This window comes from Pasteurella atlantica (assembly GCF_963693435.1).
Classification (GTDB): Bacteria; Pseudomonadota; Gammaproteobacteria; order Enterobacterales; family Pasteurellaceae; genus Phocoenobacter; species Phocoenobacter atlanticus.
In genome coordinates this window covers 857,420-880,623 of the sequence record NZ_OY856306.1, presented here as the reverse complement: position 1 = coordinate 880,623, position 23,204 = coordinate 857,420, and the positions used below count along the sequence as shown (strand labels likewise).

The 23,204-nt window shown below is 32.8% G+C and carries 20 protein-coding genes; 11 read left to right on the top strand and 9 right to left on the bottom strand.

The features are described from left to right. Nucleotides 1-9 precede the first annotated feature (9 nt). Nucleotides 10-162: a hypothetical protein gene (locus U9966_RS04235; RefSeq protein WP_306347874.1), complete on the top strand. Its 153-nt coding sequence runs from the start codon at nucleotides 10-12 to the stop codon at nucleotides 160-162. Here the strand turns inward: U9966_RS04235 and U9966_RS04230 are convergent. The 3 genes from U9966_RS04230 to U9966_RS04220 form a co-directional block, all read right to left on the bottom strand. Next, the gene (locus tag U9966_RS04230) at nucleotides 155-1,588 is read right to left on the bottom strand and encodes a hypothetical protein (protein ID WP_322631720.1); all 1,434 of its coding nucleotides are present in this window, start codon (nucleotides 1,586-1,588) and stop codon (nucleotides 155-157) included. The two genes, U9966_RS04235 and U9966_RS04230, sit on opposite strands and share 8 nt — an antisense overlap. 169 nt (nucleotides 1,589-1,757) lie before the next feature. Beyond that, nucleotides 1,758-2,333, bottom strand: coding sequence for an IS630 family transposase (locus U9966_RS04225; protein WP_306355425.1), 576 nt, complete (start codon nucleotides 2,331-2,333; stop codon nucleotides 1,758-1,760). Further along, on the bottom strand, nucleotides 2,236-2,598 hold the full coding sequence (locus U9966_RS04220) for an IS630 transposase-related protein (RefSeq protein WP_306347869.1): 363 nt from the start codon (nucleotides 2,596-2,598) through the stop codon (nucleotides 2,236-2,238). The genes U9966_RS04225 and U9966_RS04220 overlap by 98 nt, the downstream gene beginning before the upstream one ends. A gap of 338 nt (nucleotides 2,599-2,936) precedes the next feature. Between U9966_RS04220 and U9966_RS04215 the strand changes: the two genes are divergently transcribed. Beyond that, on the top strand, nucleotides 2,937-4,091 hold the full coding sequence (locus U9966_RS04215; protein ID WP_322631719.1) for a hypothetical protein: 1,155 nt from the start codon (nucleotides 2,937-2,939) through the stop codon (nucleotides 4,089-4,091). A 23-nt stretch (nucleotides 4,092-4,114) separates the two neighbouring features. Continuing rightward, nucleotides 4,115-4,666, top strand: coding sequence for a hypothetical protein (locus tag U9966_RS04210; protein WP_322631718.1), 552 nt, complete (start codon nucleotides 4,115-4,117; stop codon nucleotides 4,664-4,666). A 170-nt stretch (nucleotides 4,667-4,836) separates the two neighbouring features. Here the strand turns inward: U9966_RS04210 and U9966_RS04205 are convergent, their stop codons facing one another. Further along, on the bottom strand, nucleotides 4,837-6,669 hold the full coding sequence (locus U9966_RS04205) for a hypothetical protein (RefSeq protein ID WP_322631717.1): 1,833 nt from the start codon (nucleotides 6,667-6,669) through the stop codon (nucleotides 4,837-4,839). Nucleotides 6,670-7,422: 753 nt separating this feature from the next. Here U9966_RS04205 and U9966_RS04200 point away from each other — a divergent pair. The 3 genes from U9966_RS04200 to U9966_RS04190 all read left to right on the top strand — a co-directional run bounded on the left by U9966_RS04200 (nucleotide 7,423) and on the right by U9966_RS04190 (nucleotide 9,539). Continuing rightward, on the top strand, nucleotides 7,423-8,541 hold the full coding sequence (locus tag U9966_RS04200) for a hypothetical protein (protein WP_306347817.1): 1,119 nt from the start codon (nucleotides 7,423-7,425) through the stop codon (nucleotides 8,539-8,541). A 501-nt stretch (nucleotides 8,542-9,042) separates the two neighbouring features. Further along, entirely contained in the window at nucleotides 9,043-9,264 is a 222-nt protein-coding gene (gene relB, locus U9966_RS04195) for a type II toxin-antitoxin system RelB family antitoxin (protein WP_306347816.1), read from the top strand. Nucleotides 9,265-9,302: 38 nt separating this feature from the next. Continuing rightward, the gene (locus U9966_RS04190) at nucleotides 9,303-9,539 is read left to right on the top strand and encodes a type II toxin-antitoxin system RelE family toxin (protein ID WP_322631716.1); all 237 of its coding nucleotides are present in this window, start codon (nucleotides 9,303-9,305) and stop codon (nucleotides 9,537-9,539) included. A 153-nt stretch (nucleotides 9,540-9,692) separates the two neighbouring features. On the opposite strand, the gene U9966_RS04185 is transcribed toward U9966_RS04190, so the two are convergent. From U9966_RS04185 to U9966_RS04175, 3 genes are all read right to left on the bottom strand, one after another. After that, nucleotides 9,693-11,123, bottom strand: coding sequence for a hypothetical protein (locus U9966_RS04185; protein ID WP_306347964.1), 1,431 nt, complete (start codon nucleotides 11,121-11,123; stop codon nucleotides 9,693-9,695). 169 nt (nucleotides 11,124-11,292) lie between these two features. Next, on the bottom strand, nucleotides 11,293-11,868 hold the full coding sequence (locus U9966_RS04180) for an IS630 family transposase (protein ID WP_306355425.1): 576 nt from the start codon (nucleotides 11,866-11,868) through the stop codon (nucleotides 11,293-11,295). After that, a complete protein-coding gene (locus U9966_RS04175; protein WP_306347869.1) occupies nucleotides 11,771-12,133 on the bottom strand; it encodes an IS630 transposase-related protein in 363 nt (120 codons plus the stop codon). The genes U9966_RS04180 and U9966_RS04175 overlap by 98 nt, the downstream gene beginning before the upstream one ends. A 326-nt stretch (nucleotides 12,134-12,459) precedes the next feature. Between U9966_RS04175 and U9966_RS04170 the strand changes: the two genes are divergently transcribed. After that, a complete protein-coding gene (locus U9966_RS04170; RefSeq protein ID WP_306349425.1) occupies nucleotides 12,460-14,463 on the top strand; it encodes an RHS repeat domain-containing protein in 2,004 nt (667 codons plus the stop codon). 173 nt (nucleotides 14,464-14,636) lie between these two features. Here U9966_RS04170 and U9966_RS04165 read toward each other — a convergent pair whose 3' ends face one another. After that, nucleotides 14,637-16,046: a hypothetical protein gene (locus tag U9966_RS04165; RefSeq protein ID WP_306373344.1), complete on the bottom strand. Its 1,410-nt coding sequence runs from the start codon at nucleotides 16,044-16,046 to the stop codon at nucleotides 14,637-14,639. Between the two features lie 291 nt (nucleotides 16,047-16,337). Here U9966_RS04165 and U9966_RS04160 point away from each other — a divergent pair, with 291 nt between their 5' ends. The 3 genes from U9966_RS04160 (at nucleotide 16,338) to U9966_RS04150 (ending at nucleotide 18,734) form a co-directional block, all read left to right on the top strand. Next, nucleotides 16,338-17,831 (top strand): RHS repeat domain-containing protein, encoded by a 1,494-nt coding sequence (locus tag U9966_RS04160; protein WP_322631715.1) that lies wholly within the window; start codon nucleotides 16,338-16,340, stop codon nucleotides 17,829-17,831. Nucleotides 17,832-18,054: 223 nt separating this feature from the next. Further along, on the top strand, nucleotides 18,055-18,306 hold the full coding sequence (locus tag U9966_RS04155) for a type II toxin-antitoxin system Phd/YefM family antitoxin (protein ID WP_306347833.1): 252 nt from the start codon (nucleotides 18,055-18,057) through the stop codon (nucleotides 18,304-18,306). Further along, the gene (locus U9966_RS04150; RefSeq protein ID WP_306347832.1) at nucleotides 18,303-18,734 is read left to right on the top strand and encodes a type II toxin-antitoxin system VapC family toxin; all 432 of its coding nucleotides are present in this window, start codon (nucleotides 18,303-18,305) and stop codon (nucleotides 18,732-18,734) included. Before U9966_RS04155 ends, U9966_RS04150 begins: the two co-directional genes overlap by 4 nt. Nucleotides 18,735-18,901: 167 nt before the next feature. On the opposite strand, the gene U9966_RS04145 is transcribed toward U9966_RS04150, so the two are convergent. Continuing rightward, the gene (locus U9966_RS04145; RefSeq protein ID WP_322631714.1) at nucleotides 18,902-20,875 is read right to left on the bottom strand and encodes a hypothetical protein; all 1,974 of its coding nucleotides are present in this window, start codon (nucleotides 20,873-20,875) and stop codon (nucleotides 18,902-18,904) included. Nucleotides 20,876-21,173: 298 nt separating this feature from the next. Here U9966_RS04145 and U9966_RS04140 point away from each other — a divergent pair, with 298 nt between their 5' ends. Next, nucleotides 21,174-23,129 carry a hypothetical protein gene (locus tag U9966_RS04140; RefSeq protein WP_322631713.1) on the top strand — a complete coding sequence of 652 codons (1,956 nt, stop codon included), beginning with the start codon at nucleotides 21,174-21,176 and terminating at the stop codon, nucleotides 23,127-23,129. The last annotated feature ends 75 nt before the right edge of the window (nucleotides 23,130-23,204 follow it).

Sequence of the window (23,204 nt, the reverse complement as noted above, 5' to 3'; positions counted from 1 at the left end):
TTTCGAAAAATGTGGTTACCTAATTCACTAATGCAAAAAACCTGTATTGCCAAAAACAATACAGGTTTTAAATTTTCTTATTCAACCTCAAACAAACTTGCAAAATATGATAAACATCTTACCGCTTGTTTAAGGCGAATTTGGCATCATCAAACTAGATAATATCTACCGTGATATCAGGATCTACAATTAACGCATTTCCAGCCTCATCCGTGTATTTCACATAGTCTTGACTACCATGAGCTTCGGTTTCAGCGGTTTTGGTGAAGTTTCCGTCTAGGTGTAGTTTATCACCTGATTGAGCACCATTAATAATCATTTTATGATTGCTTGTACCATTAGCGACTTTGTCTAGTATGTCATCAGAGATAGTGAGGCTCATATCATTTTTTTGGAAGCTGATATCTCTAAGACCAGTAATATCATACTTATCTGATTCAACAAGCACAAAATCATCATATGTCCATATAATATCACAATGTCCATCGTTATCGATATCGGTAGCTACTGTTTTCTTTATTCCAATCTGTAATTCTCTATTCTCAGCTATTTTGTAGTCATAATATTTTTTATAATCAACACTAACATTGCCATCTATACGTTGAGAATAAACATCCACAGTTCCAACATCATTATAAGTGAAATTTTCTACTTTCTCAAAAGTTCCATCATTATCACTGTCCGTGCGAATTTCACTTACTAAATCCCTCTCATTGTAACTGTATTCCTTCACGACATCAGTACTTCCATTTGCATCTGAATCAATAAGTTCTTTGAGTTTATGATGTTTATTGTCATTATCGTATTCAGCATGAATAATCGTATCAATACTTCCGTCATTGCCTTTATCAATTTTAGTTTCAATAATGTGTCCTTTATTATTATATTTATAGAACTCTGTGTGAATAGGTTTATCATCACCTTTTTTGAACACTACCTCAGATTCTTGACCAAGTTCATTATAAGAATATTCTCTTATTAAAGTAAAACCATCAGGATTATCTACAGGAGTTCTTTTCAAAATATGTTTATCATCAGAATCTTGGGAGAAGTATGTTGTTTCTGTTGTACCATTCATATCTCTATCGTAATACTGATACAATCCACCATCTTTGTGTTCCCATGTCAAAACTAAATTAGGTAAACCATCATTATTATAATCATATTCAGATTTAGTCACTTTTCCATTCTCATCATACTCATAACTGACCGTTCTATTTATTATTCCATTATTGGTGTAATCTTCTTCTGATTTAATTACATTGCCTTTAGCATCAATGGTATCAGTATGAGCAGATGATACATGACCCAGAGAATAAGGATCTACTTCATACTTAATAGTTTGAGTGCCATCACTGTTATGAGTAATTGTTCCTGTTTCTGTTGTTACTCCACCCTGAGGTTTAGCATTTTGGGTTGTTTTCACAATAGAATCTTGTGTTCCATCATCATTACTATCAGTATAAGCCTTAGTAACTACCGTACCATCAGGTTTAGTTATCACTTCTGTAGTAGTGTCTGCAATACCGTCTCCATCCTTGTCTAGTTCAGTGACTGTTGATACAGCGGAGGATAGGTTGTAACGCATTGATTTAACTATGTTTTTAAGTTTTGTTTAATTGCAGTATTAAAATATGTAGGCTGTACATTTTTGTGTAAAAAATATACTTTTTTAAAGGAGTTTTAAAAATAATAATACGTAGAATTTTTACTATTTTAATGTCATTTATGGATTTTAATGATTTATATCTAAAGTATTATAATTTGACATAGTTAAAATATTCCTGAAATAAAAAGTCAATATCATCACATCTTAACTTCTTCCTAATAGACTTGGCTTGAGCCCACTTTTTTTCAATGGGATTCAAGTCAGGACTATAAGGTGGAAGAAATTCTAAAATTATACCTTTATCTTGGATAGCTGTTATCATATCCTGACGTTTATGAAACGTCGCATTATCCATCACTAAAACAGAATCAGGTTTCACTTTAGGTAATAAATCCTGTTTTAGCCAAGCATAAAACGTGTCTGAATTAATATTGCCTTCAAATAAGGATACCGTTAGAAAAGTAAAACCTATAATTGCACCAATCACATTAATTCGCCCTTTTGCATGCCAATCTTGATGTCCATAACATCGCTGTCCTTTCCTACAATAGCCATGTGTTCTAGGCATATCTTTTGCAAAGCCACTTTCATCTAAGTAAATAATTGTTTTTCCTTGCTTAGAAAAATCATTCATTTTTTCCTGAAATTTGATACGAGCATCTTCGTTTGCTTTGGGATGTTTTAGTGTTTTTTTTATAGCTAATACCCAATCGTTTAAGGGCAAAACCAATTGCCCTTTGAGTTACACCAAAACGTTCCGCTCTTTCATACTGATAAGCATCAGGATATAACTCAACATCTTTGAGTAATGCGTCCATATCAATCTTTGTTGCAGGCTTATTACGAGTTGTACAAGGCTCAATTTTCTTTTTCCAACGGAACAACGTTCTGATACCAATATTAAAATATTGACTTGTTTCTTCAAAGGTTAAACCTTTCTTCGCCTTTATTTCAAATACTTTTCGGCGGAAATCTAATGAATAGCTCATATTTTATACCTTAAATAGTTGGTAGTTTATATTATGCCATATAATTTTACTTTTGCTATAGATAATCATCCATTTGGATGAGATATTCTAATGATAGGGCGTTTGATATTTAAATTTATACTGATTATTTCTTTAAATCTAAGTATTTTTTCCATTTATTTTTAATACGATTATTCTCCCAAAATAGTGTCATTTTAGAGAGAGAAAAGGGACTTACAGTTAATTTTTTATTTTAATAAAATGAAATTAAATCAACTAGTTACGCACTCTTCTCCGCTGTATCAACAGTCACTGAATTAGATAAGGATGGAGATGGTATTGCGGACACCACTACAGAAGTGATTACCAAGCCTGATGGTACTGTAATTACCACTGTTCACACAGATAGTAATGATGATGGAACACAAGATTCTGTTGTAAATACAAGTGTAGAACGATGTGGAGTAACTGCTACAGAAACAGGTGCAATTACTAATAATCCTGATGGTACACAGACGATCCAATATGAAGTAGATAAATATTCTGATGGTAAGGCAATCAGCGGTCGTACGGATACAGTTGATGCCGATGGCAATGTTATAAAATCAGAATATGACCTAAACAATGATGGTGTGGTAGATAAAATTATCACTCGTGAATTTGATGATAAAGGTAATGCCCTTAAAGAAACTGTGAATATTGAACCTGATGATACTCAAGATCATATTCTTTCTCATAAATATAATGATAAGGGTGAAGTGATTGAAACTGTTGTAGATTACACAATAGGCGATGAAAACGATAAAACCATTACAAATAAATACAATGAGAAGGGGGAAAATATTGAGTCTATCATCGATTATAAAATTGGTGTCGAAAAAGACTTAACTGCAACAAATGAATTTGATAGTAAAGGACACATCATTGAGAGAGTTGTCGATTATAAAATTGGTGATGCCAAAGACTATACTGCAACAAAAGAATATAATGCTCAATGTGAGCAAAGTAGAGTTGTTGTAGACTATAAGATTGGAGATGAAAAAGACTTTACTGTGAACACCAAATATAATGATCAAGGTCAACCTATTAAGCAAGTTTTTGATTATAAAGAAGGCTATGATAGGGATTATACTGTAACTTTTGAGTATGATGACAAAGGTTCAATGATTAAGAGAAATGTAGATTACTCGCTAGGTGAGAAGAAAGATTACAATGCGACTTATACGTATGATGATTTAGGTCAAAGAACGTCATATACCGTAGACTATATGAAAGATGATAGTCGAGATTTCACCATAAGTTATAAACATAATAGTAATGGTCAACAAACAGATCTTAATATGGATTATAAAAATAGTGATGATAAGGACTACTCTACAGTAGCTACATTCAATGACAAGGGAGAAAAAGCGACATATAGTGTAGATTACAAAGATAATGTCATAATGATTATACTGCTTCTTACACATACAATGAGCAAGGTTTCAATACTTCTATTATTCAAGAATATGTAGAGAATACAAGTAGAAACTTCACTGTGAATAAAGAATACAATGAAGCGGGTCAAGAGGTTAAATACACCATAGATCATCCACAAAATCATGCTAGCGATTATACGGCTACTTCCATCTATGATGAGCAGGGTCTCCAAATTAAAAGAGTTGTAGATTATGTAGAAAATGATAGTAGAGATTTCACTGCTACTTTTGAATATGACAATCAAAATGAAATGGTTAAGCAGTTTGTCGATATGGAAAGTAATGGAGGAGTTGACAAACTATATGTTTATGAACCTACAACTATCTCTAATAACAACAATATTCTTGGTACTACTTTTAAAGATATTTATATACTAGAAGATGATGTTGCAATCAATATCGCTGATACAGTTTTAGATGTCATTGCTAACGACCAGAATGGTCATAAAGTATATGTTAATAGTACTAAGACTGGCGATGTAATTAATCTAGAAGGTAACTTTGTCAAGGCTGAAACAGAATCTCACGCAGGGCAAGACTATGTGAAATATACAGATGAGGCTGGGAATGCGTTAATTGTAGATCCAGATATTACAGTTAATATCGTCTAGATTAATTACGTAAATTCACCTTAAACAAGCGGTAAGATGTTGATCATATTTTGCAACTTTTTAAGGCTGAATAAAAATTTAAAACCTGTATTGTTTTTGGCAATACAGGTTTTGTTTTTGAATGATAGTAAAAAATATAGGCAAGTAAACTCACCTATATTCTTTTGTAGCTAGATAACTTCTACAGTCACATCAGGGTCAACCGTTAATGTTCCCCAGTCTCCAGTATAGGTATCTGCAGCATCCCCACCTTCTACTTTGGTATCAAATAATGCTTGGCTAAGCTTCACTGTATCTTCTTTGCCGCCATTTACAGTGATTGCATGATCTGTTTTACCATTAGCAATAGAGGTCAACACATCATCAGTAATGGTTAACACAATTTTGGTACCGTCATCTAAATTGATAGTTTCAAGCCCTTGTGTGTGCTCATTTGTTAATGTATGTTTACCCGGTTGAGAAGATACATAGGTGATAGACTCATAAATACCATCAGCTTTAGCATCATCTAAGTAAGGCATACCCCAACCTTCTCCAACATATAATCGAACCCAGTCACCAGCATCAATGGTATCATTACCATCATAACTCCATACATCCTTAGATTTTTGATAGTTATTATCATATTCTGTTAGAATGACCTGCTTGATAGAATCATCAGGGTTATAGTCTATTGTCTTAGATACAAAGGTAGTTTTACCGAGATATTCCATTTTAGAATGCATTATTTGTACATCATTACTGGTAGTGATAGTTTCCATTATCCTACCATAATCATCGTACGATTTGGTTAGTTCTGTCACATCAGAGCCATCTGCTTTTTTATCATCGATTTGTTTAGTAATATAACGTGCATCGTTGTACTCATAAGTTGTAATCCAGTCAACCCCTGCTTCTATTTTTCCATCCTTATTCATATCATACTCAGTTTTAGTGTTTACACTGTTTTCATAGTACTTGATTGTATCATAAGCAGTACCAATCATTTTTTGTTGACCACTTACAGTAGGTAAATTCTCGCTAGGTTCAACGATAGTTTCTGAAAGCATTGCACTAAAGTCACCAGGTGTACCATAAACTTTACTTGTATAGCCATTGCTATCAGCCTCATATTCATTATGAGTCTTGAAAAGTTCTTTTGTAGCATCATCAGTATCAAGATAAATTCTATCTACCTCTCGACCTGATTCATCACGATTATACACAATGTCATATTTTGCATTAGGATTACTCAAATCTAGAATGCTAGTATGATGTGTCACATTCCCTTTGCTGTCATACTCAAAGGTAGCCATAATATCATTAACATCATCAGCATTTTTATCTGTATAGACTTTTTGTTGATTACCTGTTTCATCGTATTCGAAAGTTTTAATCGTATCAGGGTTACCATCGTTATCGTAATCAATATACTCTTTAGTTACATTACCATCTTTATCAAATTCACGAGTAGTAGATTCTTCAAACTGATGACCATCAAATTTATTAACTGTTTTAACTCTGTTTCCATCACTATCATAACTATGCTCTAGAATTTTATCAGGTGTACCATCATTATTGTAATCGAAGACTTCCTTCACAATATTACCATCTTTATCTACGGTATCTGTTCGTGTGATTTTCTTCGCTTTTATAACTTCGTCACCCATACCTTCACGTAATTCAAAATTGTCATTTGTAACAGTATATTTTATTTCTTTTGAACCATCAGGATTATGGGTAATATCTCCCTCAGCTGTTGTTACATTACCATTCTGAGAGGTCGTTGTAGCAATAACCTTCTCTGATTTACCATCGCCATTTGCATCCGTTTCTATTGCGACATTCTCATTACTTCTCCAGACTCCATCTTTATCAGGTATCGTGGTGGTAGTTGTAATAGAACCATCATCATTATTTACTGTTTCAATAATTTTCTCTGGATTTCCATCTTCATTCATATCAACAGTCGTAGTTACCTTATCAATGGTACCATCATCGTTAATATCTTCTGATACTGTCACTGTGTCGTCTTTGCCGTCACTATCAGTATCTTTTTTAGTCGTTATAAGCTCTGGCGTGCCGTCTCCATCCTTGTCTATTTCAGTGACTGTTGATACAGCGGAGAAGAGCGCATAACATATTGATTTAACTATGTTTTTAAGTTTTTGTTTAATTGCAGTATTAAAATATGTAGGCTGTACATTTTTGTGTAAAAAATATCCTTTTAAAGGCGTTTTCTTGATTAATAAAAATCAGAATTTTTATTCTTTTAGTGTCGTTTATGAATTTGAATTTTTTAGATAATCACCATTTGGATGAGATATTCTAATGATAGGGCGTTTGATATTTAAATTTATACTGATTATTTCTTCAAATCTAAGTATTTTTTCATTTATTTTTAATACGACTACTCTCCCAAAATAGTGTCATTTTAGAGAGAAAAAAGGGACTTACAGTTAATTTTTTTATTTTAATAAAGCGTAATTAAATCAACTAGTTACGCACTCTTCTCCGCTGTATCAACAGTCACTGAAAATGACAAGGATGGAGATGGTCATCCAGAGAAAATAGTTGCAACAGTTCACAATGAAGATGGAACTACAACTGAAAAAATCACGTATGATCCTAATACAGATGGTACTCCAGATAAAGTTATTGAGAAGTATAGAGATGCTGAAGGTAATCTTACTAAAATAACAACGGATGAAGGAGCTGATGGAGTTATAGAGAAAACACAGCTATTCCTTGAAGAAGAGTTTGAGCGTTCAGCAATAGTGAAACCAAATGAATTAGAAAAGACTCTTTCAAATCCTGATGAAGAGGGAAGACCAACAGAGGAGATTGTTAAGATTATTAGGCCTAATGGCACAGTTACCACAAAAACAGGTACTATAACTTATAATGATGATGGAACTCAGACAATAGAATATAAAGTAGACAAATTCTCTAATGGCACTATTGTTACTAATACTGTCGAGACATTAGATGATCAAGGTCGGGTTATCTATAGAGATAGCACAAATGCTAATGGCACTCATTCTGTTAATGAATATAAGTATGAAGGTAATAGCAACAATGCAATAGAATATATAGATATATCAAAGAATGCTAATGGTTTTGAGACTAAGAAGACTATTTGGACCTATGAATATGATAAAGAGCATCCTCAAGTTAAGAAAGCTTATCAAGATAAAAATGGTGACGGTTCTGTAGAATATGTAAATGATTATAATGAAGGAGATAATTGGAGTATTCATATTTATACTAAAGGAGATGGTACTGATCCAAATGTATCACCTTATTGGTTTACCTTTACTACTTATAATGATAAAGGGGAAGTTTTACAACAAACTCGAGGTAATTGGTATGATGGAGTGAAAGATGTTACTTCTCATGATCAAATAGATATGGCGCTGACTGGTTATAAAACTACTGATATTTATGAATATAATGAGTTTGGTATGTCTGGTCGTAAAGTATTAGATAGAGAAACTGGGGAGTTCACGCTTGATTCTAAATGTATTTATAGTGATTTAGGTGTAAAAGAATTTATTGGAGTAGATCGTTCTAGTAAGGATAAACTAGACGGATTTGTAGATGGAGGATTTGTCTATGATGAGTTTGATCTTAGTTCAGTAGATAACCTTGTAGGAATGCAAGCTCTTACTTTATATGAGGGTGGTAAGGCAATAATCTCAGATGAAACTTTAGATAAGATAGCTAATCCAGAGAATGGAAATCATCTTCTTGTTGCTAAAGCAGGTAAATATGTAGAACTTGTTCTAGATGGCTTTACTGATACAGGCAGAACTGATGCAAATAATAATGTTTATGCTGATGCAGCGGGTAATGAGATAATGGTTTTTCCTGATATAACTGTAACTATGATCTAAATTAGTCAATATAAATATCATGTAGGATAGCTATTTTTTATAAAATACTATTCTACAAACTGTATAAATTCTAAAAAATAGGATTCGAGGTTATCCTTGAATCCTATCTCCCAAAATGGTCAAAAATGGATTCAAAATTACTCCTCAGTCTCTAATTGGTTGTGTTCATTTTTTGTCCCCCTCAAAGATAATAAACTGATTTTATTACTGCTTCATTCGTTGATTAGAAAAAATAGTTTTGGTGAATTTCCTTAATTTTACCATTTCTTTTCAATCAGATTTGTTGTGTAAATGATTGTCCTAATTTCAACAGGATAATCCAAAAGGTCTATCGATTCCTTCCAATTTCGCTCTCAGCTTAAAGCAGCATAAGAATATTCATTGTTCTACTTTTCTTTAAATACTTAAAGGCTGCGCTTAAAATTTATCTCATTTAAATTTGAAAAATTATAAAAACAAGATTACAATGTATTACAAATGTAAGACATTAAGGGGTTTATTATGGCATCTGTTAGTATTAGATTAAACGATAGTGAGAAAGCATTTATTGAAGATTTTGCTAAAATGAACAATAAAAGTATTTCAGAGCTTATTAGGGAGACCGTTTTCAAATCATTAGAAGAGGAATATGATTTGATTGAGTTGAAACAAGCAATCGAAGAATTTAATACAGATAAAAGCACTTACACACTTGAAGAAACATGGGAACAATTAGGAATATGAAGTACCAAATAGTGACCTCAAGGACTTTTATCAAGTCAATGAAAAAATTGGATATTCATACACAAAAACAAATCAAAAGCTGGATTATTAAAAATAATGATTTAATCGCGAGTAATCCGAGAATAATAGGTAAAAACCTCAAAGGAAACTTAAAAAACTATTGGAGGTATCGTATTGGCAATTATCGATTACTTGTACAAATTGAAGATGATAAGTTAATATTGATATTACTTAGCGCAGGACATAGAAAAAATATTTATAATCAACAAAAATAAAATATTATATTAGGTGTTCTGAAACCAGAAAAATAAAACCTGTATTGCCAAATACAATACAGGTTTTTAATTTTCTTATTCCACCTCAAACAAACTTGCAAATTTTTTGGAAAATCTTACCGCTCGTTTAAGGTGAATATGATCTTGCTATAACTAGATAATATCTACTGTGATATCAGGATCGACAATCAATGCATTTCCAGCCTCGTCTGTGTATTTCACATAGTCTTGACCAGCGTGGCTTTCGGTTTCAGTGGTTTTGGTGAAGTTTCCGTCTAAGTGTAGTTTATCTCCGGATTTTAAGCTATTTACAATCACTTTATGACCGTTATTGTCATTAGCAATTTTGTCTAGTGTATCGTCGGAAATAGTTACTTCAAGATTGTCTTTCTTTATGTAGATATTTTCAAGACCTGCAATATCATATTTGTCTGATGCTTGCATCGTATGATCATCATAGATATCGAATCGCTCATACCCATTATTACCCCAATCAATTGCAACTGCAGAAAGAATTCCTGCCTCTACTTCTCCATTTTTAGCGATTGCATATTCTCGATATTGTTTATAGTCAATACTGTGGTCATTACCATCATCACGAGAGTAAGTCACTATATTACCTAAATTATTATAAGTAAAATATTCTACTTTCTCGAAAGTTCCATCATTATCACTATCTGTGCGGGTTTCACTTACTAAATCTCTCTCATTGTAACTATATTCCTTCACAATATCAGTGCTACCATTTGCATCCGTATCAATAAGTTCTTTTAGTTTATGATGTTTATTGTCATTATCGTATTCAGCATGAACAATGGTATCAATACTTCCGTCATTGCCTTTGTCAATTTTAGTTTCAATGATATGCCCTTTATCATTATATTTATAATACTCTGTACGAATCGGCTTATCATCGCCTGTTTTAAGTATAGTTTTAATATTTTGACCTAGTTCATTATAAGAATATTCTCTTATTAAATTAAAATCATCAGGATTATCTACAGGAGTGTTTTTAACAATATGTGTATCATCTGAATTCTGATAGAAATATGTTGTTTCTGTTGTACCATTCATATCTCTATCGTAATAATGATATTCTCCTCCATCTTTAGCTTCATGAATTATTACTAAATTTGGCTTACCGTTATTATCATAATCATAGTTAGATTTAGTTACTTTTCCACTCTCATCATATTCATAAGTAACCGTTCTATTGATTACCCCATTATTGGTATAATCTTCTTCTGATTTAATTACATTGCCTTTAGCATCAATAGTATCAGTACGAGCAGATGATACATGCCCTAAAGAATAAGGATCAATTTCATATTTGATAGTTTGTGTACCATCATCATTATGAGTAATTGTTCCTGTTTCTGTTGTTACTCCTCCTTTAGGTTTAGCATTCTTGATTGTTTTCACAATAGAATCTTGTACTCCGTCATCATTACTATCTGTATAAACCTTAGTAACTACTGCACCATTTGGCTTTGTAATTACCTCTGTAGTAGTATCTGCAATACCATCTCCATCCTTGTCTAGTTCAGTGACTGTTGATACAGCGGAGGATAGGTTGTAACGCATTGATTTAACTATGTTTTTAAGTTTTGTTTAATTGCAGTATTAAAATATGTAGGCTGTACATTTTTGTGTAAAAAATATACTTTTTTAAAGGAGTTTTAAAAATAATAATACGTAGAATTTTTACTATTTTAATGTCATTTATGGATTTTAATGATTTATATCTAAAGTATTATAATTTGACATAGTTAAAATATTCCTGAAATAAAAAGTCAATATCATCACATCTTAACTTCTTCCTAATAGACTTGGCTTGAGCCCACTTTTTTTCAATGGGATTCAAGTCAGGACTATAAGGTGGAAGAAATTCTAAAATTATACCTTTATCTTGGATAGCTGTTATCATATCCTGACGTTTATGAAACGTCGCATTATCCATCACTAAAACAGAATCAGGTTTCACTTTAGGTAATAAATCCTGTTTTAGCCAAGCATAAAACGTGTCTGAATTAATATTGCCTTCAAATAAGGATACCGTTAGAAAAGTAAAACCTATAATTGCACCAATCACATTAATTCGCCCTTTTGCATGCCAATCTTGATGTCCATAACATCGCTGTCCTTTCCTACAATAGCCATGTGTTCTAGGCATATCTTTTGCAAAGCCACTTTCATCTAAGTAAATAATTGTTTTTCCTTGCTTAGAAAAATCATTCATTTTTTCCTGAAATTTGATACGAGCATCTTCGTTTGCTTTGGGATGTTTTAGTGTTTTTTTTATAGCTAATACCCAATCGTTTAAGGGCAAAACCAATTGCCCTTTGAGTTACACCAAAACGTTCCGCTCTTTCATACTGATAAGCATCAGGATATAACTCAACATCTTTGAGTAATGCGTCCATATCAATCTTTGTTGCAGGCTTATTACGAGTTGTACAAGGCTCAATTTTCTTTTTCCAACGGAACAACGTTCTGATACCAATATTAAAATATTGACTTGTTTCTTCAAAGGTTAAACCTTTCTTCGCCTTTATTTCAAATACTTTTCGGCGGAAATCTAATGAATAGCTCATATTTTATACCTTAAATAGTTGGTAGTTTATATTATGCCATATAATTTTACTTTTGCTATAGATAATCATCCATTTGGATGAGATATTCTAATGATAGGGCGTTTGATATTTAAATTTATACTGATTATTTCTTTAAATCTAAGTATTTTTTCCATTTATTTTTAATACGATTATTCTCCCAAAATAGTGTCATTTTAGAGAGAGAAAAGGGACTTACAGTTAATTTTTTATTTTAATAAAATGAAATTAAATCAACTAGTTACGCACTCTTCTCCGCTGTATCAACAGTCACTGAAAACGACGCAGATGCAGACGGTACGCCTGAGGTGATAAAAACTGAGTTAGATACAGATGGAGATGGTAAAGTTGATACTGTCACAGTTGCTAAAGATTTGGATGACGATGGTACTGTTGATATCAGCAGAACTACTGTTGATATGGATGGCAACGATACACCTGAAAAAGTAATTGTGACCACAAAAGATGCTATTACAGGCGAAATTGTTGAAACAACTTACATTGATGAAAACCAAGATGGTAAACCTGACAGAACCATTGTTTCAGTGGATAAAGACCACGATGGTACTTTTGAAACAGTGACTGAATCTACCACTGAAAGAGATGGAACCAAAATCACCAAAGAGTTTATTAACACAGATGATGAAGGTGCATTGGATGAAGTGGTTGTCACCATTGAACATCCAAACAAAACAGTGACAACAGAAACAGGTAAAATCACTGAAGGTAAAGAGGGTAATTTAGTTATCGACTATGACGTAGACAAATACTCGAATGGAAAAGCCATCAGTGGCAGAACCGATACGTTAGATAAAGACGGCAATGTACTGAAATCAGAATACGATGTGAATAATGATGGTACAACAGACAGCATTACTACACGTGAGTTTGATAAACTCGGCAATAACACTGTTGAAAACATTGATAAAAATGCAGACGGTAAACCTGAAGTCATTAACACTAACAAATTCGATGAGCAGGGTAATGCAATTGAAACGGATGTTGATTTAAATGCCGATGGTAAAACAGACAAAATCATTACTCGTGAGTTTGATGATAAAGGTAATGCGACCAAAGTATCAACAGACCTTGATGCAGATGGTACAGTTGACCGCTCTACCACCAATGAGTTTAATGCTAAAAACCAAGTTGTAAAAGCAAGTAATGATAGAAATAATGATGGAACACCAGAAAAAATTACTGAAAATGAGTATGATATTTATGGTAATCTAGTTAAAACAACATATGATAAAGATGCTGATGGTAAATTTGATTCGGTCACATATCGAGAATATGATGATAGAGGTAATACTATTAAAGTTTCATTTGATTTAGATTTAGACGGTAATATTGATAAGTCCGAAACCAGAGAGCATGATGATAAAGGAAATATTATCAAAATTGATGTAGATGACGGCGCAAATGGTAGTATTGATAGTACCACTACTAAAGAGTATAACAATAAAGGGCAAGTTATAAAGTCATTAGTAGATAATAATTACGATGGTGTTGTAGACCAGGTTGATACATACGAATATAATGATAAGGGACAAACAATTTACTTATATCGTGATTTCACAGCAGAAAATAAGGTAGATAAGGCTTATTATTATGAATTTAACAATAAAGGGGAGTTGATAGGATTAAAACGTGATGATGGTTTAGATGGTGTAATAAATTCTGATCAAGAAATGTTCTACAATAGTTTTGGTAAATATCGTACTGTTATGACTGCATACAATTCAAATGGCAAAATTATTAATAAATCAGCTCTGGAGTATAATGAACAAGGAGAATTGTATGAATTCAGTATAGATAAAGGAGGAGATGGCTCAATTGATACTATATATAAATATGCTTATAATTATCTTGGATTAAGAGATTACTTTACTGTAGATGATAATGGAGATGGAAAACCTGAGTATGAAAAGAAATTTTATTATGATGAAAATAATAAGACAACTATGATTACAGTAGACAAGTTAGTTGATGGTAATATTGATAGCGCATTAATTGTTCAGGATATGTCTATAAATAGTAAAAATCTATCAGGCATCGAAAATATCTATTTTGATGAAGATAATCTTTCATTAACAATCTCTGATAAAGTCCTAGCTACGATAGCTAATGATAAAAACAGTCATAAAGTAATTGTAAATAGTACTAAAAAAGGTGATGTGTTAAATATTGATGGAAACTTCACCAAAACAGGTGAAACAGAATCTCATGGTGGCCAAGACTATGTGAAATATACCGATGAGGCTGGAAATGCGTTAATCGTTGACCCTGATATCACTGTAAGTATTATCTAATTTGATAACAGCAAATTCACCTTAGACAAGCGGTAAGATTTTTCCAAAAATTTGCAAGTTTGTTTGAGGTTGAATAAGAAAATTAAAACCTGTATTGTTTTTGGCAATACAGGTTTTGTTTTGAATAACAGTAAAAATATAGGCAAGTAAACTCACCTATATTCTTTTTAGGATTAGATAACCGATACTGTCACATCAGGGTCAACCGTTAGTGTCACGTTACCTGCGGTATAAGTGTCATTACCTGCACCACCATCAACTAAGGTATCAATTACTTCTTGACTTAGTTTTAATGTATCACTTTCATCACCTACTATTTTCAGTTTATGGTTTGTTGCACCTTTACCAATAGTTGCTAATGCATCATCACTGATAGTGAGTTCAGTATCTCCATTTTTTGATAGGCGTATATAAGATAATCCTTCATAAGAAGCATTTAAAGGGGGTGTATCCAGATTGTCCACAAAATCATTCTCATAGTCAACACCATTAATTAGACCATCAGCATCGCTATCGTATGCGCTTTCAACTCTTTGCCCTTTAGCATTTACCTTGTAATACGTGATACGATCAATTTCAGCATCCCCATCCCTATCTGTACTATATTTAACTAAGTTACCTTTAGCATCATACTCACGACTAACAGTCTGATCTATTGTATAATCACCATTTGTATCATAATTAGTCTTTATTTCTTGCCTTTTTTGATTATACTCATAAGTTCTAGTAGCATCAATTTCACCATCGTTATTTTTGTCTAATTCAAGCAGAACCAACAAACCTTTATCATCATACTTATAAGTCTTAATTGCATCAATTTGACCATCATTATCTTTATCATAACTTTGTTTAACCAAATTGCCTCTATCACCATATTCTCTAGTTATTAAACTATCTACAGTACCATCTCCATCCTTGTCAGCATTGAGTTTAATGATTTGATTTTTGTCATTATACTCATAAGTATCAATGGCATCGACTTTACCATCATTATCGCTGTCATAACTTTTTTTAACTACGTTACCTCTATCATCAAATTCACGTGTTACAGAACTATCAGGCTGACCATCTCCATCTGAGTCAGTTTCTGTTTTAATCTTGTTACCATTTTCATCAAAACTATTCGTGTCGATTTTATCTGGAGTACCATCTACATCTAAATCAGTAGAAACTTTGGTTGCATTACCTTTATCATCAAATTCACGAGTGATGACTTTATTTACTACACCTGTATCTCCAGTATCAATTTCTGATTTAACAACATTACCATCTTTATCTACAGTGTCTGTACGAGAATCAATAGATTTTCCATCACTAAATCTATCTATTTCATATTTGATAGTTTGTGTACCATCATCATTGTTGGTAATAACTCCTGTTTCTGTAATAGTAACACCATTAGGTTTTTCAATAGTATTGACAACAGTATCTTGTTTTCCATCATCATTGCTATCAGTATGAACTGTAGTAATTACTGTGCCATCTCTCTCTGTAATCACTTCTGTTGTAGTGTCCGCAACACCATCTCCATCCTTGTCTAGTTCAGTGACTGTTGATACAGCGGAGAAGAGTGTGTAACACATTGATTTAAATGCATTTTATTTAAATTTTAAAATTAACTGTAAGTCCCTTTTTTCTCTAAGATGACACTATCTTTGGGAAAATAATCGTATTAAAAATAAATGAAAAAAATACTTAGATTTAAAGAAATAATCCGTATAAATTTAAATATCAAACTCCCTATCATTAGAATATCTCATCCAAATGGATGATTATCTAAATCATTAAAATCCATAAATGACATTAAAATAGTAAAAATTCTACGTATTATTGTTTTTAAAACTCCTTTAAAAAAGTATGTTTCTTACACAAAAATGTACAGCCTACATATTTTAATACTGCAATCAAACAAACTTAAAAACATAGTTAAATCAATATGTTACAACCCATCCTCCGCTGTATCAACAGTCACTGAACTAGACAAGGATGGAGACGGTATTGCAGACACTACTACAGAAGTGATAACTAAACCTGATGGTACGGTAGTTACTAAGGCTTATACTGATAGTAATGATGATGGAACACAAGATTCTATTGTGAAAACAACCCAAAATGCTAAACCTCAGGGTGGAGTAACAACAGAAACAGGAACAATTACTCATAACAGTGATGGTACTCAAACTATTAAGTATGAAGTAGATCCTTATTCTCTGGGTCATGTATCATCTGCTCATACTGATACCATTGATGCTAAAGGCAATGTAATTAAATCAGAAGAAGATTACACCAATAATGGAATAATAAATAGAACGGTCAGTTATGAGTATGATGAGAATGGAAAAGTGACTAAATCTGAATATGATTATAATAATGATGGTTTACCTAATTTAGTTTTGACATGGGAACACAAAGATGGTGGATTGTATCAGTATTACGATAGAGATATGAATGGTACAACAGAAACAACATACTTCTCCCAAGATTCTGATGATAAACATATTTTGAAAAGAACTCCTGTAGATAATCCTGATGGTTTTACTTTAATAAGAGAATATTCTTATAATGAACTTGGTCAAGAATCTGAGGTAGTGTTCAAAAAAGGTGATGATAAACCTATTCACACAGAGTTCTATAAATATAATAATAAAGGACACATTATTGAAACTAAAATTGATAAAGGCAATGACGGAAGTATTGATACGATTATTCATGCTGAATACGATAATGACAATAAACATCATAAACTCAAAGAACTTATTGATTCAGATGCAAATGGAAGTACTGATGTCGTGAAGGAATACAGTTACAATGAGAGGGATTTAGTAAGTGAAATTCGCACGGACAGTGATAATGATGGAACTTTTGAGAAAGTAGAAAATTTCACTTATAATGATGTTGGAGTTGTGGATGTTTATTCTCAACGTATAGATGGCAATGTTAGTGTTGATTATAAAAAATATTATGACTACAAAATAGCTGAGAATGGAGAATTACAGATTGGAATAAAGAAAACAGTAGCTACCGATATCGATAACGATGGACATTGTGATATTATATGGACATATGATGATTTTGTGCTTGTTGAATCAGATAAGTATGATATTACTGGTCTTAGAGATATCAGCTTCCAAAAAAATGATATGAGCCTCACTATCTCTGATGACATACTAGACAAAGTCGCTAATGGTACAAGCAATCATAAAATGATTATTAATGGTGCTCAATCAGGTGATAAACTACACCTAGACGGAAACTTCACCAAAACCACTGAGACAGAATCTCACAGAGGTCAAGACTATGTGAAATACACGGATGAGGCTGGAAATGCGTTGATCGTTGATCCAGATATCACAGTAGATATTATCTAGTTTGATGATACTAAGTTCATCTTAAACAAGCGGTAAAATGTTGATCATATTTTGCAACTTTGTTTAAGGTTGAATAAGAAAATTTAAAACCTGTATTGTTTTTGGCAATACAGGTTTTTAACTTACACACGTTAAAGTACCTAACCTGAAATTTTAATAGCCAATTGACATATTTTTATCATCTGACTATACTGACTATATTAGGTTGCAAAGGTGAGGAATTATGCAAACATTATGGAAACTACAAGAGGCTAAAGCTAAATTTAGTGAGGTTGTTAATAATGCCATTTCAACTGGACCTCAACATATAACACGTAGAGGTCAAGAAGTTGTTGTGATATTGTCAGCTGAAGAATATAGAAATATTACTTCTCCAAAGCCGACTTTCAAAGAGTTTTTGTTAGATTGCCCAAAGATCGAGGAGGAATTTATTTTTGAAAGACAACAAGATTACTCACGGGATATTGAATTTTGAATTATTTATTAGATACTTGTGTTATATCTGAGTTAGTTAAACATACGCCAAATGAGAATGTAATTACTTGGTTGAATGAACATGCGGATGAAACGCTATTTTTATCTGTGGTAACAATTGGTGAAATTCGCAAAGGTCTAACAAAACTGCCCGAATCAAAAAAGAAACAAATGCTCACACATTGGTTACTGGCTCTCACCGAAAATTACCGTTCACGAATTTATTCTGTTAATTTAGATGTAGCAGAAAATTGGGGGATTATTCAAGGTCAAGCAGAAAAATGCGGCACTCCACTGTCTTCTATTGATAGCTTAATAGCCGCAACAGCACAAACATATAACCTTGTTGTCGTCACTAGAAATGAGAAAGATTTTGTTTCAAGCAATGTTCCTATTCTCAATCCTTGGAAAAGTAACCCTCACGCTTAGTTTATACAAACATAACTCTGGTTCTGTCTCATAGGCGGTGTGAGTTCAAAAAAACCTGTATTGCCAAAACAATACAGGTTTTTAATTTTCTTATTCAACCTCAAACAAACTTGCAAAATATGATCAATATCTTACCGCTTGTTTAAGGTGAATTAACTGTTATCAAACTAGATAATATCTACTGTGATATCAGGGTCTACGATTAACGCATTTCCAGCCTCATCCGTGTACTTCACATAGTCTTGACCGCTATGGCTTTCTGTTTCAGCGGTTTTGGTGAAGTTTCCATCTAGGTGTAGCTGATCACCTTCCTTACTACTATTTATAACTAATTTATGACTATTTTTGTCAGAGGCAATCTTATCTAGAGTAGCTTCAGGAATAGTCAAGGCGATATTATTTTCTACGAGATAAACAGATGAAATCCCAATAAAACTATCATCAGAAGGAAGCTCCATATTCATATAACTTTGGAAAAAATCAATGCTACTATCTGCTTTTAGATCAACACTTGTAGTTTCCCATATTCCATGTTCTGAATAAGTTCTGGTATCAATACGATCAAGATTGCCATCATTATTTGTATCATAGTTAATTTTTGTAACTAAACCAAAATCATTATTTTCATAAGTGTTTACTTGATCAATGGTACCGTCATTACCTTTATCTATTGAAAGTTTAGTTAATGCTCCTTTTGCATCATATTCTCTAATCTGAGAAGAATCTACAACACCATCACCATTACTATCAACATCAAAGTTAGTTAATCGTCCACCTTTATCATACTCTCTAGATGTATAAATAAGATCTGGTTTACCATCGCCATTATGGTCTACAGATTCTGTGGTACTGTACCCTTTATCATCACGAACATAGCTAATTGTTAGTCCCGTATCTTTGGTATATTTAATAATATTTCCTTTATCATCAAATTCACGTATAGCGCTGTTATCAAAGGTTCCATCACCATCATTATCATAATTTGTTTTAATGTTATTCCCGAGTTCATCATACTCACTCGTTTGAATAAGATCAGGCTGACCATCATTATTTTTATCTAATGTCCATTTAGCAGTACGACCTTTATCATCAAATTCTCGAGTAGCAACACTGTCAATCTTACCATCTGCATTCTTATCATATTCAGATTTAATTTGGTTTCCATAAATATCATACTCATTTTCAGTAGTACTATCTACTTTACCATCATTATTCTTGTCGATACTTGCTTTAGTGAGCTGATTTTTAGCATTAAACTCATTGGTAGTAGATTTGTCGATAGTACCGTCAGCATCTAAATCCTCAGAGACTTTAGTCGCATTGCCTTTCTTATCAAACTCACGACTGATGATTTGATCTACTTTTCCATCCGCATCTAAGTCAATGTCTGTTTCAATCGCATTACCATGCTCATCGAATTTATTAGTCTTAATTACGTCAGGTTTACCATTAGCATTTTTGTCAATGTTTTCAATCGTGTTATTGCCGAGTTTATCAAACTCACGTGTAGTGATACTGTCCGTTGTACCATCATTATTTACATCGTATTCTGATTTAAGCACATTACCGTCTTTATCTAACGTATCTGTTCTACCACTGATGGCTTTTCCATTCGAGTATTTATCTACGTCATAGTCGATAACTAGATTGCCATCTTTACCTTCAGTGATTTTACCTGTTTCTGTTGTCACTGTTTTGTTTGGATGTTCAATGGTGACAACCACTTCATCCAATGCACCTTCATCATCTGTGTTAATAAATTCTTTAGTGATTTTGGTTCCATCTCTTTCAGTGGTAGATTCAGTCACGGTTTCAAAGGTACCATCATGGTCTTTATCGACTGAAATAATGGTTCTGTCAGGTTTACCATCTTGGTTTTCATCAATGTAAGTTGTTTCAACAATTTCGCCTGTAATGGCATCTTTTGTGGTCACAATTACTTTTTCAGGTGTATCGTTGCCATCCATATCAACAGTAGTTCTGCTGATATCAACAGTACCATCGTCATCCAAATCTTTAGCAACTGTGACAGTATCAACTTTACCATCTCCATCTGTATCTAACTCAGTTTTTATGACCTCAGGAGTACCGTCTGCATCTGCGTCGTTTTCAGTGACTGTTGATACAGCGGAGAAGAGCACGTAACCAGTTGATTTAATTACGCTTTATTAAAATAAAAAAATTAACTGTAAGTCCCTTTTTTCTCTCTAAAATGACACTATTTTGGGAGAGTAGTCGTATTAAAAATAAATGAAAAAATACTTAGATTTGAAGAAATAATCAGTATAAATTTAAATATCAAACTCCCTATCATTAGAATATTTCATCCAAATGGTGATTATCTAAAAAATTCAAATTCATAAACGACACTAAAAGAATAAAAATTCTGATTTTTATTAATCAAGAAAACGCCTTTAAAAGGATATTTTTTACACAAAAATGTACAGCCTACATATTTTAATACTGCAATTAAACAAACTTAAAAACATAGTTAAATCAATATGTTACAACCTATCCTCCGCTGTATCAACAGTCACTGAAAACGACGCAGATGCAGACGGTACTCCTGAGGTCATAAAAACTGAGTTAGATACAGATGGAGATGGTAAAGTTGATACTGTCACAGTTGCTAAAGATTTGGATGACGATGGTACTGTTGATATCAGCAGAACTACTGTTGATATGGATGGCAACGATACACCTGAAAAAGTAATTGTGACCACAAAAGATGCCATTACAGGCGAAATTGTTGAAACAACTTACATTGATGAAAACCAAGATGGTAAACCTGACAGAACCATTGTTTCAGTGGATAAAGACCACGATGGTACTTTTGAAACAGTGACTGAATCTACCACTGAAAGAGATGGAACCAAAATCACCAAAGAGTTTATTAACACAGATGATGAAGGTGCATTGGATGAAGTGGTTGTCACCATTGAACATCCAAACAAAACAGTGACAACAGAAACAGGTAAAATCACTGAAGGTAAAGAGGGTAATTTAGTTATCGACTATGACGTAGACAAATACTCGAATGGAAAAGCCATCAGTGGCAGAACCGATACGTTAGATAAAGACGGTAATGTACTTAAATCAGAATACGATGTGAATAATGATGGTACAACAGACAGCATTACTACACGTGAGTTTGATAAACTCGGTAATAACACGGTTGAGAACATTGATAAAAATGCAGACGGTAAAACTGAAGTCATTAAAACTAACAAATTCGATGAGCAGGGTAATGCAATTAAAACGGACGTTGACTTAAATGCCGATGGTAAAACAGACAAAATCATTACTCGTGAGTTTGATAAGAAAGGTAATCCAACCAAAGTATCAACAGACCTTGATGCTGACGGTACACCAGATAAATCGACTACCAATGAATTTAATGAGAAAAATCAACTTGTGAAATCAAGCAATGATTTAAACAATGACGGGACACCTGATAATATCACTGAAAATGAGTATGATATTTATGGAAACCGAGTTAAATCTGAATATGATTATAATGCGGATGGTACAGTTGATATGATCGATAACGGTGTTTTTGACGATAAAGGTAATCAAATTAGAATTGTTCGAGATACTGATGGCGATGGTACTATTGATCGTATTTATCATAACTCTTATGATGATAAAGGTATACTTTCTTCTGCAACGTGGGATACGAATGCAGATGGAAAAGCTGATGACCTATATAACTATGTTTATCTTCATAAAGAAAATTCAGAATTATTCAGAATATTTACGTATGATGCTACTCCTGATGATGGTATTAATAATCCTGTATGGTATATTGCCTCACAATTCGACGATAAAGGCAACATTATAGAAGAACGTAAAGGTGCATACTACGAGGGAGTAATGGAACATACTGATATTAAAGAGGTAAGTTCTTATTCCACAACAATCTATGAACGTGATATCTATGGTAATATCACAGAAAGAACAACATACAGAGTCGCTGATGGTGAGACAATACAAAAAGTATCACATGGTCTCAACAGCCTAGGAGCTACTGTTTATGAGGAAATAGATTCTTCCACTCATGACAGGGTTGATGGTAATGCAGATAAACTATTTGTATATAAAGATTTCACAATATCAAATACAGATCATTTAATCGGTCTGCAAAATATTGACGTTAAACAAAATAATATTGAAATGACTATCTCTGACGACGTATTAGACAAAATCACTAATGACGATAACAGTCATAAAGTGATTGTAAATAGTAAAAAATCAGGCGATGTGTTAAATCTTGATGGTAATTTTGTTAAGACTACTGACACAGAAGCTCACGACGGTCAAGACTATGTGAAATACACGGATGATGCAGGTAATGCATTAATTGTTGACCCTGATGTAACCGTTAATATTATCTAACCTGTATTAGATAATCTTCACCTTAAACAAGCGGTAAGATGTTGATCATATCTTGCAACTTTGTTTAGGGTTGAA